This is a genomic window from Dictyoglomus sp. (assembly GCA_025060475.1).
In the GTDB taxonomy this organism is placed as follows: domain Bacteria; phylum Dictyoglomota; class Dictyoglomia; order Dictyoglomales; family Dictyoglomaceae; genus NZ13-RE01.
On sequence record JANXBZ010000012.1, the window covers coordinates 43,917 to 59,072 of the forward strand.

At 32.8% G+C, this 15,156-nt stretch carries 17 protein-coding genes; 16 read left to right on the plus strand and 1 reads right to left on the minus strand.

The window, feature by feature from the left end:
• The first annotated feature begins 11 nt into the window (after positions 1–11).
• The 15 genes from NZ841_07490 (at position 12) to atpC (ending at position 11,319) form a co-directional block, all read left to right on the plus strand.
• Positions 12–170 (plus strand): rubredoxin, encoded by a 159-nt coding sequence (locus NZ841_07490; GenBank protein MCS7202599.1) that lies wholly within the window; start codon positions 12–14, stop codon positions 168–170.
• A gap of 12 nt (positions 171–182) precedes the next feature.
• The gene (locus NZ841_07495) at positions 183–1,370 is read left to right on the plus strand and encodes an FAD-dependent oxidoreductase (protein ID MCS7202600.1); all 1,188 of its coding nucleotides are present in this window, start codon (positions 183–185) and stop codon (positions 1,368–1,370) included.
• Positions 1,360–2,265, plus strand: coding sequence for a lysophospholipase (locus tag NZ841_07500; protein ID MCS7202601.1), 906 nt, complete (start codon positions 1,360–1,362; stop codon positions 2,263–2,265). Before NZ841_07495 ends, NZ841_07500 begins: the two co-directional genes overlap by 11 nt.
• Entirely contained in the window at positions 2,252–3,211 is a 960-nt protein-coding gene (locus NZ841_07505) for a trypsin-like peptidase domain-containing protein (protein MCS7202602.1), read from the plus strand. The genes NZ841_07500 and NZ841_07505 overlap by 14 nt, the downstream gene beginning before the upstream one ends.
• A 41-nt stretch (positions 3,212–3,252) precedes the next feature.
• On the plus strand, positions 3,253–4,206 hold the full coding sequence (locus NZ841_07510) for an acetoin utilization protein AcuC (GenBank protein MCS7202603.1): 954 nt from the start codon (positions 3,253–3,255) through the stop codon (positions 4,204–4,206).
• A gap of 269 nt (positions 4,207–4,475) precedes the next feature.
• Positions 4,476–4,931 carry a GatB/YqeY domain-containing protein gene (locus tag NZ841_07515; protein MCS7202604.1) on the plus strand — a complete coding sequence of 152 codons (456 nt, stop codon included), beginning with the start codon at positions 4,476–4,478 and terminating at the stop codon, positions 4,929–4,931.
• The gene (locus NZ841_07520; GenBank protein ID MCS7202605.1) at positions 4,928–5,131 is read left to right on the plus strand and encodes an AtpZ/AtpI family protein; all 204 of its coding nucleotides are present in this window, start codon (positions 4,928–4,930) and stop codon (positions 5,129–5,131) included. The genes NZ841_07515 and NZ841_07520 overlap by 4 nt, the downstream gene beginning before the upstream one ends.
• Entirely contained in the window at positions 5,106–5,435 is a 330-nt protein-coding gene (locus NZ841_07525; GenBank protein ID MCS7202606.1) for a hypothetical protein, read from the plus strand. Before NZ841_07520 ends, NZ841_07525 begins: the two co-directional genes overlap by 26 nt.
• Positions 5,435–6,091, plus strand: coding sequence for a F0F1 ATP synthase subunit A (gene atpB, locus NZ841_07530; protein MCS7202607.1), 657 nt, complete (start codon positions 5,435–5,437; stop codon positions 6,089–6,091). The genes NZ841_07525 and atpB overlap by 1 nt, the downstream gene beginning before the upstream one ends.
• 13 nt (positions 6,092–6,104) lie before the next feature.
• Entirely contained in the window at positions 6,105–6,362 is a 258-nt protein-coding gene (locus NZ841_07535; protein MCS7202608.1) for an ATP F0F1 synthase subunit C, read from the plus strand.
• Between the two features lie 4 nt (positions 6,363–6,366).
• Positions 6,367–7,104: a F0F1 ATP synthase subunit B gene (gene atpF / locus NZ841_07540; GenBank protein MCS7202609.1), complete on the plus strand. Its 738-nt coding sequence runs from the start codon at positions 6,367–6,369 to the stop codon at positions 7,102–7,104.
• Positions 7,101–8,636, plus strand: coding sequence for a F0F1 ATP synthase subunit alpha (atpA, locus tag NZ841_07545; protein MCS7202610.1), 1,536 nt, complete (start codon positions 7,101–7,103; stop codon positions 8,634–8,636). Before atpF ends, atpA begins: the two co-directional genes overlap by 4 nt.
• On the plus strand, positions 8,608–9,495 hold the full coding sequence (atpG, locus tag NZ841_07550) for an ATP synthase F1 subunit gamma (GenBank protein ID MCS7202611.1): 888 nt from the start codon (positions 8,608–8,610) through the stop codon (positions 9,493–9,495). Before atpA ends, atpG begins: the two co-directional genes overlap by 29 nt.
• On the plus strand, positions 9,485–10,885 hold the full coding sequence (gene atpD / locus NZ841_07555) for a F0F1 ATP synthase subunit beta (GenBank protein ID MCS7202612.1): 1,401 nt from the start codon (positions 9,485–9,487) through the stop codon (positions 10,883–10,885). The genes atpG and atpD overlap by 11 nt, the downstream gene beginning before the upstream one ends.
• Positions 10,885–11,319 carry an ATP synthase F1 subunit epsilon gene (gene atpC / locus NZ841_07560; protein MCS7202613.1) on the plus strand — a complete coding sequence of 145 codons (435 nt, stop codon included), beginning with the start codon at positions 10,885–10,887 and terminating at the stop codon, positions 11,317–11,319. Before atpD ends, atpC begins: the two co-directional genes overlap by 1 nt.
• Here atpC and NZ841_07565 read toward each other — a convergent pair.
• Positions 11,297–11,881 carry a glycerol-3-phosphate responsive antiterminator gene (locus NZ841_07565; GenBank protein MCS7202614.1) on the minus strand — a complete coding sequence of 195 codons (585 nt, stop codon included), beginning with the start codon at positions 11,879–11,881 and terminating at the stop codon, positions 11,297–11,299. The genes atpC and NZ841_07565 overlap by 23 nt on opposite strands.
• A gap of 140 nt (positions 11,882–12,021) precedes the next feature.
• On the opposite strand from NZ841_07565, the gene NZ841_07570 reads away from it, so the two are divergent.
• Positions 12,022–15,147, plus strand: coding sequence for an Ig-like domain repeat protein (locus tag NZ841_07570; protein ID MCS7202615.1), 3,126 nt, complete (start codon positions 12,022–12,024; stop codon positions 15,145–15,147).
• The last annotated feature ends 9 nt before the right edge of the window (positions 15,148–15,156 follow it).

Here is a 15,156-nt window from a genome sequence, read left to right on the forward strand (position 1 = left end):
GAGGATTTTAAATGCAAAAGTATAGATGCCTTGTGTGTGGATACATTTATGATCCCTCCATTGGAGATCCTGATAATAATATTCCCCCTGATACTCCCTTTGAGGAGCTTCCTGAGGACTGGGTATGTCCCATTTGTGGAGCGGAGAAAGATATGTTTCGACCCATTTAAAAGGAAATTACTATGTACCTAATTGTTGGTAACGGTATATCTGGAGTAAATTCTGCAGAAGTAATAAGAAGTAAAGATAAAGAAAATCCTATCTTAATAATCACTGAAGAAAAGTATCCCTATTACTCAAGACCTCAAATAATTGAATTTTTGGCAGGAAATATAAAGGAAGAGGATCTTCCATTCTATCCAAAAAGCTGGTATGAAGAGAATAAAATTAAGGTTTTTTATCACGAAAGGGCTTTAAGAGTTATTGGGGATAAAAAAATTTTAGAAACAGAAAAAGAAAAGTATAAGTTTGATAAGCTTTTAATTGCGACAGGTGCTCTCCCTTTTATACCTCCTATAGAAAATATAAATGAAGAAGGAGTTTTTACTTTAAGAAATATTGATGATGCCAAGAATATTCTTTCTTTTATAAAAGATAAAGATAAGGCGATCATCTTGGGATGTGGACTTTTGGGACTGGAAATAGGAAGGGCTCTTTCTCAAAGGGGGTTAAAGATTATTGGTTTGGAATTTTTTCCAAGACTTATTCCTAAACAATTAGATGAAGAAGGAGCAAGAATTTTAAAAAAGAAAATAGAGGAAAAGTTCAATTTTGAATTTTATTTAGGAGTTGAAGCTCAAAAAATTATTTCTTCTAATGGAAAATTTAAGGGAGTTGAATTAAAGGATGGAAGAAAAATATATGGAGATTTGCTTATAGTTTCTACTGGAATTGTTCCTAACGTTGATTTGGCAAAGAATTCTGGAATTTTAGTAAATAAAGGAATAATAGTTAATGAATATATGGAAACTAACATAAAGGATGTTTTTTCCTGCGGAGACTGTACAGAATTTAAAGGAAGAATATATGGGATTATTCCTGCATCCCTAGAACAATCTCTCGTTGCAGGGAAAAACATAATAGGAGAAAAAATTGAGTATAGAGGAACTATTCCCTCAAATACATTGAAAGTAACAGGAATTGATCTTACATCTATAGGGGAGATTAATCCTCCCAGGGATAAAGGTTTTGAGGTTATAATAAAAAAAGATGAGGAAGAGGGTTTTTATAGAAAATTGGTATTGAAAGACAGCATTGTTGTAGGAGCAATTCTTTTAGGAAACAAAAGGAGATATGTTAATAAGATTCAGTATCTTATTAAGGAAAGAAAGATTGTAGAGGGGAGGAAAGAATTGCTAGATGAAGATTAAAATCTTTTTGTTTATCTTTCTTCTTATCTTTCCTCTTTTTTCTATGGATTTGAAAAAGTTTGTGGAAGATGTCAAGAATATTCCTGATAATGTTTTATATTATAAAGCTTTAGATGGAAAAAAATTAGCTTATAGATTTGTTTCTCCTGAAAATCCAAAGGGAGTTTTGATCTTTGTTCACGGAATAGTTGTCTATGGAAAATATTATCTTCCCTTTGCTCAAGAATTAGCAAAATATGGAATAAAGGTCTATCTTCCTGATTTAAGAGGGCATGGAAACTCCGAGGGAAAAAGAGGAGATTCTCCCGATACATTAACCATTGTTCAGGATTTGGGAATTTTTTATCAGATGGTATTAAAGGAAAATCCTCTTCTTCCTATATATTTAGGTGGTCATAGTATGGGAGCAGGTTTAACTTTAAAATATGTGAAGGAATTGAACCTTTATCCCTCCGGAGTAATTTTGATTGGAGGAGGATTACCTGTTGAGAATATTTCTCCTAAGAACAGAGATCTATTAAGACAGAAAACTATATCAAGGTTTCTCCAATTTCTTTCTCCTATATTTCCCCATTTTAGAGTTATTTCCTTTGATCTTCCGCAAGAAATAAAAGATCCTTTATTAGTTACAAACTACTCACTTGCCTTTTTCAGAGCAGTTTTTCCTTCTAATATGAAGGTTATATGGGAAGGAATAAATCTTCCTATTCTTGCTATTGTAGGAGATAAAGATGAGTTTCTTGAGAAAAAAGATGTGGAGAGGGTTTTTAGTGTTTACAAAAGAGAGAATAGATCTTTTATTATTTTAGAAAATACAGATCACATTGATGTATTAGAAAAAAGTATAAAATATATAATAGAATGGATAACAGGAGGAGAGGATGGAAGATTTTGAAAAAATTCTTGAAGCCTATTCTCAAGCTATAGTGAAAGTAGTAGAAAAGGTTAGCCCTGCAGTAGTGAATATTGACATTAGTCAGTCTGTTGGTTTTTCTTTTTTCACAGGATTTCAGGAAGTGAAGGGAGTAGCATCAGGATTTATTTTTACTCCTGATGGATATATTATTACAAATAGTCATGTGACCCATCAGGCAAATAAATTAATAGTCACTCTAGAAGATAGAAGACAATTCACAGCGGAAATGGTAGGAGAGGACCCTCAAACTGATCTTGCAGTAATTAGAATTCCTGAGAGAGATCTGCCTATGCTTGAGTTTGGAGATTCAGATAAGCTAAAAGTAGGACAACCTGTTATGGCTATAGGAAATCCCTTGGGATTTGGACATAGTGTAACTAGCGGCGTTATAAGTGCTCTAGGAAGATCTTTAAGAAGTTTTAGTGGACATTTAATGGATAATATTATTCAAACTGATGCTCCTTTAAATCCAGGAAGTTCGGGAGGACCTTTAGTGGATATATATGGAAAAGCAATAGGGGTTAATACTGCTATAATTCAGGGGGCTCAAGGAATATGTTTTTCTATTCCTATAAACACTGCAAAATGGGTTGCAGGTCTTTTAATAAAGGAGGGAAGGGTAAGAAGAAGTTATCTTGGAATTATTGGACAAAGTGTTATACTACCTAAAAGATTTAGAGATATTCTTAATTTACAGCAAGAGGGAGGAGTTTATGTGGTAAGGGTTGCTCCCTTTAGTCCTGCCAGTAAAGGAGGATTACAACCTCAAGATGTAGTGGTAGAAGTAGAAGGAGAAATTGTTAACAATATTGATGACTTACATAAATTTCTTAGCCATACTCCTCCCGGGACAAAGGTGAGTATAAAAATTATTAGAGATAACAGGTTAATTAATCTTTCTATAATCTTGGGCTCTGAGGGATAAAGAAGAATATCCTTTTATTTAAGAAAGGAGGGAAATGGAGATTGTCGGAAGGTTATAGTGCAGTAATTTTTGGAGACGAGCTATTGAATTATTCCTTTCCAGGCGATCATCCCATGAATCGGAGAAGATTAGAGTCTTTCTGGAATGAATTTAAAAAAATTACTGAGGAAAAAAAGATAAAAGTTTTTCCTCCAAATTTAGCTAAAGAATCAGATCTTCTTCTTTTTCACACAAAGGACTATGTAGATTTTGTTAAAAGAAAATCAAAAGAGGGAACAGGATTTTTGGATTATGGAGATACTCCTGCATACCCTGGATGTTTTGAATCTGCATCATATGTTGTAGGAGCTACTTTAAGGGGATTGGAATTAATATTTAAAGAAAATTATAAACATGTTTTTGTACCTATGGCAGGACTTCATCATGCAAGAAGAGATCGTGCCAGTGGTTTTTGCATATTTAATGACATTGGCGTTGCTATTAATAAAGCGAGAATGGAGTATGGAGTTAGAGAAATTCTATATGTGGATATGGATGCTCATCATGGGGATGGTGTATTCTATGAATTTTTAGAAGATCCCTTCTTATATATAGTAGATATTCATGAAGATGGAAGATTTTTATATCCAGGAACAGGAGGAAGGCATGAGAGAGGAGATAAAGATGCTTTTGGAACAAAACTAAATATTCCTCTTCTACCAGGATCTTCCGATGAAGATCTTTTATCCGCATTAAAAGAGGTAGAAGATTTCTCTATGGAATTTAAAACAGAACTTGTTATTCTTCAGGCAGGAGTAGATGGAATTCAGAATGATCCAATAACTCATTTAAATTATACCTATGATGGCTATGAAAAGTTTATTTCAGGAATTCATAATTTGGCTCATAAAATATGTGATGGAAGGTTATTAATATTAGGTGGAGGGGGATATAATCCAGAAAATACAAAAAATGGATGGCTAAGAATACTGAAAGTAATAAATGAGGATATTTGATAACTTTCCTGTACTGAAANNNNTAATCCAGAAAATACAAAAAATGGATGGCTAAGAATACTGAAAGTAATAAATGAGGATATTTGATAACTTTCCTGTACTGTAAAATTAATGACTGAAGGAGTAAAGGAAATAATAAAATTTGGATTTGAGAAAAGATAAGATGTGTAATAGAAAATATTTCCTTATAAGAGGAAATTATTAGAATACAAAACATTGTTCAATCCTAAGAAAGGAGTGCTTTATAAATATATCAAGGAGGAGAATTTATGCTATATGAAAAGATCACAAAAGATTATCTTAATGCAGTTAAAAACAAAGATTCTTTTAGAGTAGAAGTATTAAGTTTTCTTCGTTCCGCTATAAAATACAGAGAAATTGATCTAAGAGAAAAGGGGAAAGAAATAACTGATGAAGACGTGATAGATGTTATAAATAAGGAGATAAAAAAGAGAAAGGAAGCTATTGAACTTTACAAAAAGGGTGAAAGGTTTGATCTTGTAGAGAAAGAAGAAAGAGAGTTAAAAATTTTAGAAGAATATCTTCCCGAGCAGTTATCTGATGAGGAGTTAAAGGATATTTTAAAAAGAATAATAAAAGACGTAGAAGCGAAGGATATAAAGGATTTAGGTAAAGTAATGAAGTCTGCAATGTCAGAATTGAGGGGGAAAGCAGAAGGAGAAAGGATTAAAAAAATAGCAGAGGAATTGTTAAGAGACAAATGAAGAAAAAACCAAGATCTCCATGGGAGATTTTTAATCTTACCTTTTCTCTGGGAACAAGTGTTTTAGCATCCCTTCTTGTAGGAGTATTTCTTGGATATTATCTTGATAAAATTTTTGGGACTTCTCCTGTTTTTCTTCTTGCAGGAATTGCTTTGGGGATTTGGGTGGGATTTCGTGACATCTTTAGAATTTTGCGATAAATATCTAAAAATAGCAATAGTTATTTTATTAATCGGTTTGGGATTTTATCTAAGGTATTCATATATCTCTTCTTTGACTTTTGGTTTTTCAGGGAGTATAATCTCTATTTGTTGGTTGGCAAAAAATATTAAAAGGTATGGAATAAAGAATTATAAGAGGAATGTATTAGGAAGATATGTTATATTAATTATTTTGTTTTTAATGAGTCTCAAGGCAGAGCTTTTAGGAGTTCTGCTTTTTCTTTTAGGATATGTAGTGGGACAGTGGTTTATGATTATTAAGATCTGGAAGGAAAAGAAGTAATGGAAGAGATAGGACCAAGGGTTATATTTGAAATAGGAGAATTTAAGATAACGAACACCTTTCTAAGCTTACAAATTATAAGTATTTTAACATTAATAATAAGTTTCTGGCTTTCTTATAAGCCTCAAGAGGAAATTATTAAAAAACGTCAAAGCTTAGTTGAGGTACTTATTGAGATGTTTCAGAGATATTTAGGGGGGTTTTTAGGAGAAGAAAAAGCTTTAAAATATTTTCCTTTCTTTTCAAATCTATTTCTTTTTATTCTTCTTTCAAACTGGTCAGGTCTTATTCCAGGTTTTAATTCTCCTACTTCTGATTTAAATGTAACTATTGGATTAGCATTGGGAACTATTATTTATATCCAATATGTAGCAGTTAAAGAAAAGGGAAAAAAATATCTAAAAAATTTTATTTCTCCTTCTCCCCTTTTTCTTCCCATTAATATATTGGAGCAAATTACTCGTCCTGTTTCCCTTGCTCTACGACTCTTTGGAAATATTACAGGAGAACATATTGTGTTAGCTATAATTTCTCTAATTGCTCCTTTGATTGTTCCTGTTCCTATAATGGCTCTCTCCATGTTTATGGGTTTTATTCAAGCATTAATCTTTACTACTCTTTCAGCTGCCTATTTGGCATCAGTATTTGAAGAGTAAAGGAGGTTTTATCATGATAGAGTGGATTATTATTGTTTCCATAGTTACCGCGGGTTTCTCTATTGCTTTAGTGGGTATGTTTGCTGCAAGAGCTCAAGGAAATGCTGCTTCTTCTGCTTTTGAAAGTGTTGCTCGTCAGCCAGAAGCAGGAGATCAGATAAATAGAATGCTTCTCTTTGCTTTAGCTTTTATTGAAACCATAGTTATATTTACATTATCAATTTCCTTTATATTACTTTTTGCTAATCCTCTTTTAGGGAGACTTAGATAAATCTATGTTTAATTTTAACGTATTAACTGTATTTTCTTCTATAGTTAACTTATTGCTCCTTGCATGGATCATAAAAAGATATTTCATTGGTAATCTTCTAAGGATAATGGAAGAAAGGAAAAGAAGAATAGAAGATGCAATAAAGAATGCAGAGGAAAAGCTAAAAGAGGCAGAAGAATTAAGAAAAAGAAGAGAAGAAAGACTCCTTTCTGCGAGAAGTGAAGCGTCAAAAATTGTGGAAGAGGCGGTAGGAAGTGCAGAGAAAATAAAGCAGGAAATAATAACAAAAGCAGAAGAAGAGGCAGAAAAGATAATTTTAAAAGCTCATGATATAGCAAAAGCAGAAAGAAAAAGAGCGTTAGAAACCTCGAGAGAGGAGATTATTTCTCTTTCAAAGCTTATTATTCGTCAATTCTTTATCAAATTTCTCCCCCAAAATTCTCAAGAGCTGTTTTTGTCTTCTTTTTTAGATTCCTTTGAAAATTATATTCCTAAATTAAGTGCAAATTCTATAAAAGAAATAAAATTTATCTCCTCTAACAAATTAGATTCTAGTCTTATAGCTAAAATTGAAAAAAAATTAAGAAGTATTATCCCAGGAAATTGGAAATTTATTTATGAAGAAGACCCATCTATTATTCTCGGTTTTAAGCTCTTTATTGGAGAATATCTTTTAGATCATTCCTTAGAATATCATCTTAACCAGATATATCAATATATAAAGGAGACAGAAAACATATGAACATAGCAGAAACTATATTAGGAATTCCATGGAAGGAATTAGAAAAAAGAATAGAGAGATATAATTTTTCTCCAAGACTTTCTAATATAGGTTATGTTAAATATGTAGGAGATGGGGTAGCTCAGGTTTCTCTCTTAGATGATTCCTTCTTAGGAGAACTCGTTGTCTTTTCTTCAGGAGCTCTTGGAATGGTTTTAAGTCTTTCTGAAGATTTTGTGGGAGTAATCCTTCTTAGCAAAGATAAAGATGTAAAGGAAGGAGATTTAGTATATTCTACAGGAAAAATAATACAAGTGCCTGTAGGAAGCAGTTTCTTAGGAAGGGTTATTGATCCCCTCGGAAATCCCTTAGATGGTCTTGGAGATATATATCCTGAAGAATATTTACCTATAGATAGACCAGCTCCAACTATTTTTGATAGGGAGCCTGTAAAGGAACCTCTTTATACAGGAATAAGAGTTATAGACGCTTTGATTCCCATAGGACATGGACAAAGGGAATTAATTTTGGGAGATAGACAAACAGGAAAAACTACTATTGCAATAGACACTATTATAAATCAAAGAAAATATGGAACTATATGTATATATGTAGCTATTGCTCAAAAAAGGACCAATATTGCTCGTATTTATCAAACATTAAAAGATTATAAGGCTTTGGCAAACACAATTATAATCGCTACTTTTCCTGATCAGCCTCCTTCTATCCGTTATCTTGCTCCTTTTTCTGGATGCACTATAGGAGAATATTTTATGATGCAGGGAGAAAAAGTATTAATTGTATATGATGATCTTACAAAACATGCCAATACATATAGAGAAATTGCTCTTTTACTAAGGAGAATTCCTGGAAGAGAGGCATATCCTGGAGATATTTTTTATCTTCATTCTCATCTACTGGAAAGATCTGCAAAACTTAATATTAAAAAAGGCGGAGGATCCCTTACTGCTCTTCCTATTGCGGAAGTTCTTGCGGGAGAAATATCTACATATATTCCTACAAATTTAATTTCTATTACTGATGGTCAAATTTATTTAGATACTTCCTTGTTTAATGCTGGAATAAGACCTGCTATCAATGTGGGACTTTCAGTATCGAGGGTTGGAGGTTCCGCACAACCAAAAGGTATGAGACAAGTTGCAGGTATGTTGAGATTAAGTCTTGCTCAATATAGGGAATTTTCTTTATTTTTAGAATTTGGAACAGAGCTCGATGTAACTACAAAAAAGAAGGTAGAAAGAGGATTAAGAGTAGAGGAGATCTTAAAACAAGGAGCTCATGAGGTCCAGCCCATTGAAGAACAGATTATTACCTTTTATCTCTTAAATGGGGGCTTTTTGGATCTTTATCCTGTAAGCGAGGTAAAAAAGGTTGTTTCAAAATATATGGAGTATATCTCTACGAAATATTCACCTTTATTATCTTTGATAAGGCAAAAGTTAGAATTAACAGATCAAATTATTTACGAACTTCATAATAGTTTTCAGGAGTTTCAGAGAGAATATGCCAACTCTTCAGGAACTTCGTCGTAAAGTAAAAAGTATAGATAATATTGGCCATATAATTCGATCTATGGAAACTCTAAGTATAGTAAAAATAAGAGCTTTTCAAGACAGAGCTCTTAAATTAAAGCCTTATACTCAGGAATTGCAAAGGATGTTAGAAATATTAATCTCAAGACTTCCTGAGGAGTACTTAGATCATCCTCTTCTAAAAGAAAGATATGTTTATAATACAGGAGTTGTTTTTATAACTTCTGATTGGGGATTTTGTGGGAGCTACAATATTCAAGTTTTAAATATGGTAGAAAAATTTACAAAGGACAATCCAAGAAAGAAAATGAGTTTTTATCCCATAGGGACCTATGGTTTAAGATTTGCAAAGCTGAAAAATCTTAAAATCATTAATTCTTTTACTCATCTTTTGGATTCTCCTAATTTTATTCAGATAAGAAGATTAGTTCGAGGAATTGTTAGGGATTTTCTAGATGGAAAAATTGATGAACTTTATTCTATATCTTTTGATTTTATAAACATATTAAAACAAGAGATTACAATTAGAAGACTTTTACCTTTGAAACCCATAGATATTCCCGAAAAGAAGGAAGAGAGTTTTCTTTTTCTTCCCTCTTCTCATAAGATTATTGGTCCCCTGCTGGAAAATATTCTCGAGATTACAATGTTTCAGATAATTCTCGATGCTTCCGCCAGTGAACAAGCCTTTAGAAGGATTGCAATGAGAAGAGCTTATGAAAATGCGGAAAAGATAAAGGAAAAACTGATATTTCAATTAAATCAGGTAAGACAAACAAAAATTACTAGAGAACTTATTGAGATTACCTCAGGGATTGAGACTTTAAAGGAACAAGAGGTGATAAAAATTGGAGGGTAAAATTATTGCTATTAATGGTCCTGTAGTAGATGTATATTTTCCTAATGAAATTCCTTCTTTAAATGAGGCCTTAGAAGTAATAAATTTTAGGGAGGAAAACAGAAAACTTATATTAGAAGTTAGGATGCACTTAGGAAATAATAAAGTTAGAACTATAGCTTTAGGATCTACTATGGGATTATCTAGGGGTATGTCGGTAAAAAGGTCATATCATCCCTTAAGAATACCCCTTTCAGATAAGCTTTTAGGAAGGGTAATAAATGTATTTGGAGAACCTATAGATGGCGGAGAAGCTATTATAGGATATCTGGAACCTATAATTAAAGGTGCTGTGGAATTTCATAGAGTTCAGCCTACTTATTCCATATTGGAGACAGGAATTAAGGCCTTAGATCTATTGACTCCCTTTCCAAGAGGTGGAAAGATTGGACTCTTTGGAGGGGCAGGAGTTGGAAAGACTGTTTTAATTATGGAGTTAATTCACAATATTGCAACAGCTCATGGAGGAATATCCGTGTTTGCAGGGGTTGGTGAAAGATCTAGGGAAGGAAATGAACTTTGGCTTGAGATGAAAAATTCAGGAGTTTTATCTAAGGCAGTATTAATTTTTGGACAGATGAATGAACCACCTGGAGTTAGGATGAGGGTTCCTTATACTGCCCTTACTGTATCAGAATATTTTAGGGATTATTTAGGAAAGGACATTCTTTTATTAATAGACAATGTATTCAGATTTGTTCAGGCAGGAATGGAAATATCTTCCCTTCTTGGAAGAATTCCTTCTGCAGTAGGATATCAACCTACTCTTATAACAGAGATGGGAGAACTAGAGGAAAGAATTGTCTCCACTGATATGGGATCTATAACCTCTGTTCAGGCGGTTTATGTTCCTGCAGATGATTTAACCGATCCTGCTCCAGCAACTATCTTTTCTCATCTGGATTCTACTTTAGTTCTTTCACGAGATATTGCTGAAATGGGAATTTATCCTGCAGTAGACCCTCTAGCTTCCTCTTCTCAGGTATTAGAACCTCAATTCGTAGGAGAAAAACATGTAAATGTTGCTCGAAAGGTTGTAGAAATACTACAACATTATGAAAATCTTAAAGATATAATATCTATTTTAGGAATGGAAGAACTTTCTGAGGAAGATAGGTTAATTGTTCAGAGAGCAAGAAAAATTCAGCTCTTTTTATCTCAGCCCTTTTTTGTAGCTTCTCATTATACCAATATCCCTGGAGTATATGTTCCTCGAGAAAAGACCATAGAAGGATTTTCTGCAATTGTAAAAGGAGAAGTAGATGATATTCCCGAGGATGCATTTTATATGGTAGGAACATTAGATGATGTAAAGAAAAAAGCACGAGAAATGGGAGCTCTTGTTTATTGATGTCTAAGAAACTTTTGCATTTAGAATTAACAACTCCAGATAAAGTTATTTTTAAGGGGGATGTGACTTATATAGTTGTTCCTGTAGAGGATGGACTTTTAGGTATTCTTCCTGGACATATAAATACTCTAGCCCATCTTACCATTGGAGTTATGAAAATAGTTTATAATAATGAATATCACTACTTTGCTATAGGAGAAGGCTTTATGGAAATAATTGATAATAATGTATATATAGCTGTAGATTCTGCAGAAAGAGCAGAAGACATTGATGTATTAAAGGTAAAAAAAGAAAAAGAGGAATTAGAACAACTTCTCTCTCAGAAGAAGGCAATCTCTCAGAGAGTTCAACTTTATACTTCTCTTCAAAAAGCCTTAGCAAAACTTAGGGCTGTAAAGAGCTTAGAAGAATCTAAAGGTTCCAAAGAGCAATAGATGTTGTAGATACTCCTACTGCTCCTGCATTTAAAATATCCCGTGCTTCTTCGGGAGTTCTAATTAATCCTCCTGCAATTAAAGGATAGGAAAGTTGATTTTTTAATTCTTCACCTAAATGAATAAATATAATTCCAGGTAAAATTTCAACAAAATCAGGATCTGATGTTTGCATTATCTTTACTCCTGTTGCTAAGGCGGACGAGTCTAGTACAAAAAATCTTTGTATTGCAATTAGTTCCTCTTCCTTTGCTTGTTGTATAAGGTTTGTTCTTGTAGTTATTACCCCATCAATTCCTACTACTTCTCCAAGATATCTTAACGCATATTTATCTTGGGCTAAGCCTTCTAAAAGATCAAGATGAATAAAGACTAGCTTATCATGTTTTTTAATTTCCTGAACCACATTAGGAAGGGTTAAAATATTGGTTTTTAACAGGAAAAGAACCTTAGTTTTACTTTGAAGAGCTTGAGTTAATCTATCTTCTTCTCTTACAGCAGCAATTATGGGACTACTCTTTAAAATTTGAAGAAAATCACTTTTTTTAATCTTTTTTTCCATTTTAAACCTCTTTATATTAAAGATTTTTTGATTATTTTCTGATAGAAAATTATATCAGAAATTTGCTTATTCTGTCAAAAATTTATGGTATAATACTTAAAAATGTTCTTATTATGAAATAATATCCTGGGAGGAAGATTATGAAAAAAACTCTTATCTTCTCGTTTGTATTCTTCATCTTTCTTCTTTCTTTTTCCTTTGCTCAAAGTATTCAATGGAAATCTGGTTATCCAAGAGCAATTCCCGATGGAAAAATTGAGCTTTCTTGGACCTCAACAATTTCTGGAACTTATTCCATATATCGAGTAAAGGGAGAAGGAAATCCCTATCCCAATAATTTTTATACTCAGACCACGTTAACTACTTATACTGATACAAATACAGAAGATGGAGTTTTATATAGTTATGTAGTCGCTATATACGATGGAACTCAAACTCGAACAACTTCTATAGGTTCTGCAAAGGCGGATAGAACAAAACCTATTATTGATAATTTAAATGCAGTTCCCAACCCCTTTTCTCCAGATGGAGATGGATTTAGAGATAAGATAACCATATCCTTTAATTTAAGTGAATATTCTATAGTGACCATTACATTGCAAGATAAAGATGGAAATATTTATACTCCTCCAGAATGGAATAATAATGTATGTCCTACTCCAAAAACCTATTACTTTGAATGGGATGGATATGGAGTTTTTGGTGGAACTTACAGGGTTCCTTCGGAAGGTTTTATTATATATACGATAACTGCGAGAGACTATGCAGGGAATATTAATTCCGCTACGGGAAGGTTCATCTTAGATATTCCTGATATGGAGCTTGCTAATTTCTATGGAATGCCTAATCCTTTTAATACTGTACTACTCAGTGATACAATATATAAAGCTTCCTATTCAAGAGATGGATATAAATTCCCTATGGATGGAAGTGGAAACATTTTTAATTTTTCTCCCCAGTTTTATTTAGATCAATCTGCAATTTTACTCGTAGGTGCCTCTTTTCAATTTGATATTCTTCAAAGGCCAGGGGGCTCCTCAAATACTTTAAAAAATACACGGGTAAAAATCTATGATTCTAAGGGAGCACTGGTAAGAAGTATTACCCTTCCCACAAATCTTTCTGGAAGTGGAAATTTCTATTGGTATGGAGAGAAGGATCCTCAACTTATCAAAGATGATCCTAATATAATAGCTTCTTGGTGGTGGATGATTACTGGTGTTCCTTATGGAGAATATAGATTGGTTCTTTCCGCAACCTATACCATAGCCCATCCTGATGATCCTGCAAGAGAATTAGAAATCCCATTAAAAGAAATCACAACCATTATTAGAATTCAAGAAATTTCTCCTCCTCAAGTAGATACTACTCCTCCGAGGGTTATTTCCTTTACTCCTGAAGATGGAAGTTTAGTATCTCAGATTTCTTCAGTTTCTGCAGTATTAGATGACGGACCAGGAGTAGGGCCAGATTTAGATGCATCAAGTATATTGGTCAAAGATAACTTAGGAAGATTAATAGGAGGAATAAAATCCCACAATGGAGTAAACACTCTATACTGGAGTTTTACTTCTACTTTGACTTCTGGACAGTACTTTATTGAAGTTATTCCTATTGATAAAAATGGAAATATAGGTTCCCTTTCAAGATCTTCTTTTATAATAGACAATTCTCCTCCTCAAATCTTAAACGTATATCCTACGGGTAATGTGGTCTCTGTAAATCAAATTAGAGTTTCTTATAGTGATATTGGTTCTGGTTTAGATTTTTGGGATAATTATCCTCTTCCTCCCTCAAGATCCCATGTAAAAATCTATACTCCTAATTTGGAGGAGATTACATTATTATTTGATAAAAATCTTTCATCAAGTATATATGCCATAGCAAATATTCCCCAAAACATTCTAACAAGAGATGGGAAATATGATCTGGTTATTTCCTTAATAGATAAGGCAGGAAATAGTAGTTCTACTTATACATATTTTGTATTAGATAGGACTGCTCCTTATATAATAAGTACTTCTCTTACTCAAACCTTAATAAACTATACCCTTTCTCAGATAAAGATTACTGTAAAGGATGATACTGTAGGGATACATACTAATACTCAAAAAACCTTTTTAGAATTAAAAGATTCCACATGGAATCAAGTTCCTTCTACTCTTACTTTAAATGTTATAAATCCAAAAACTGTAGAATTAGTTTTGAATATTTCTTCTACATATACTTGGATAGAAGGAGATTATTATTTAACTATTAAGGTATCAGACTTATTAGAAAATGTTCTATATCTTCCCCAAAAATTTACTTTAGATCTGAAATCTCCTCAGATAATAAGTATTTTTCCTACGGGCAATGTTAAATCTGTAGAAAAAATAGAGGTAGGATATTCTGAGTTGATGAGTGGAATAGATTTTATAAGATCAAGAGCAACAATTACTTTTCAAGGATCCTCAACATCTACGTCTTTTATACCTTCAGAATCAACAGCTACAAAGCTTGTTGCAAGATTTGGGCAAGAGGTATTTAGCGTTGATGGTACATATAATATCGAAGTAGTTATATATGATCAAGCAGGAAATTCTGCAACAGCTGTATCTATCTTTACCTTAGATAGAAAGGGTCCTAAAATAAAAGAAGTAAGTCCCACAAGAAATTCTATATTGGTAATAGGTCCTCAAAATGTCTGGGCAAGGGTTGAGGACGAAAATTTAGGGATAGACTTTGGATTGGCAAAAACCTTTATAAAATTATATGATCCTAAGAATCAAGAAATTTTAGGAACTTATACCTATGAGAAATCAACAGATGATAAAACAGGAACATTAACCTTACAAATAACTGGATACACATGGACCAATGGTATATATACCGTAAGAATAAAAGTATCTGATAAATTAGATAATACAACAGAAGAAACCTATACTTTTAGACTTCAACAGGTCCCCCAAGAAACTGGAGATTTGGTGGTCTCCCATAAAGTCTTTTCTCCTAATAAAGGAGATTTAAGAATAGATTATCAATTTCAAGGAGTATCTGGAAATATCCAAAGAGTAGAAATAGAAATCTATTCCTTAAATGGAACATTAGTAAAGAAAATAAGCTCTCAAAACTATAACGCTCCTCAGGTCCAAGGTACAGTATATTGGGATGGAAAAGATGAAAGAGGAAAGTTGGTTCCCAATGGTTATTATCTTGTAAAGGCGATAATTACCGAAAGTAGTGGAAAAAGGGTTAGATTTAAAGGAATTGTGGTCATGAAGTAGGAGGTTTAC